The following is a 1,574-nucleotide window of genomic DNA, read 5'->3' as shown; positions in this document are numbered from 1 at the left end:
TGCGGCGTCGCTCGGCCAGGAGCTCCCGGGCGTTCTCCTCGGCCATGCCCAGGAGCTGCGCCTTCTCGCCCCGCCGGGGCGAGACGACCTCCACGGCCTTGCCCCGCTTCTCCCCCAGCCACTCCTGGAGGAGCGACCGGTCGCCGGGGGCCAGGCCCAGGCCCACCACCACCTCGGGGGGGATGATGCGGTCGCCCCGGTAGTACTGCTGCACGAACTGGGCGGCCACTTCCGGGTCTTCCCCCGAGAGGTCGGCAAAGTAGTAGGCCCTGCGGTCAATGAGGTTGCCGGCCCGGATGACCAAGACCGCCGCCTGGGCCTCGGATCCCTCCCGCACCAGGCCTACCACGTCCCGGTCCACGGGGCGGTGGGTGACGGCCTTCTGGCGCTCCAGGGTGAGCTCGATGTCCCGGATGCGGTCGCGCAAGCGGGCCGCCTCCTCGTAGTCCTGGCGGCCGGCGGCTGCGGCCATGGCGGCGCGAAGCTCCCCCAGGAGCTCTCCGCTGCGGCCCCGCAGAAAGAGCACCACCTGCTCCACGACCCGGCGGTACGCGGCCGGGTCCGCCAGGCCGCAGCAGGGGGCGGGGCAGCCCCGGATCTGGCAGTAGAGGCACGGCCGGGTGCGGGGGCGAAACCCCGCCTCGAAGCATTGGCGCAGGGGGAAGAGGCGGCCCACGAGCTCCACGGTCTCCCGCAGGCTGCGGGCCGAGGAGTAGGGGCCGAAGTAGAGGGCGCCGTCGGCCGCCGTCTGGCGCACCATGGTCAGCCGGGGAAAGGGGTTCTGGACATCGAGGCGCAGGCTCAGGTACGTCTTGTCGTCCCGCAGGTTCACGTTGTACCGGGGACGGTGGCGCTTGATCAGGGTGTTTTCGAGGATCAGGGCCTCTTTTTCGCTGTCAGTGACCACATACTCGATGTCGGCCACCCGCGCCATGAGGAACCGCACCCGGGGCCGCCCGTCGGCGCCCTCGCGCAGGTAGGTGCGCACCCGGGCCCGCAGGTCCTTGGCCTTGCCCACGTAGAGCACCTTGCCCTGGGCGTCCACCATGCGGTAGACCCCCGGCCGCGACGGGAAGTGGCTCACCTTTTCGCGCAGGTCCATGGCGGGTATAGTACCCGCCGCCCGGCGGTCCGGGCTAGTGATGGGCAGGGACACGGGGGCGACCGGAGGGAGACGCAGGGATGGGAACCGACGCGGATCGGGCGCTCGGGGCACTGGAAGAGGCGCTGGAAGGAGTGCTCTCCTTCGTCAAGGCGGCGGCCTACGGCCTGCGGCTGGCCACCAAGAAGGTGGGCGACCTGACCACCGGGGCCGCTGGAGCTTCGGTGGGCCCGCGGGCGGGGGGCGAGGAGATGGCGCTCCTGGTGGAGGCCCTGCAGCAGGGGGATGATCGACTCTCCGACGTGGCGGTCCTGGCCCTGGGAGACCACTTCCGGGTGTACCTGGCCCGGGCCCTGGAGCTTCCCCAGCTTCCGGCCCTGCCCGCCACCCCCGCGGCCCTGGAGGAGTTCGCAGGGGTCCCCGGGGCGCTCGCCAAACTGCCGGCGCCCTTCGGGCTGGTCCTCCAGTTGTA

General features: G+C 72.0%; 2 protein-coding genes. One reads left to right on the top strand and one right to left on the bottom strand.

From position 1 onward, the window contains the following. Positions 1-1,156: excinuclease ABC subunit UvrC (gene uvrC / locus AB1578_23795; GenBank protein MEW6490921.1), on the bottom strand; the 1,156-nt coding region annotated here is incomplete at its 3' end. Between the two features lie 26 nt (positions 1,157-1,182). Here uvrC and AB1578_23790 point away from each other — a divergent pair. Next, the coding region (locus tag AB1578_23790) for a hypothetical protein (protein ID MEW6490920.1) at positions 1,183-1,574 on the top strand (392 nt) is incomplete at its 3' end.

It is taken from the genome of Thermodesulfobacteriota bacterium (genome assembly GCA_040756475.1).
In the GTDB taxonomy this organism is placed as follows: domain Bacteria; phylum Desulfobacterota; class Deferrisomatia; order Deferrisomatales; family JACRMM01; genus JBFLZB01.
This window is presented reverse-complemented; position numbering and strand designations above follow the sequence as displayed.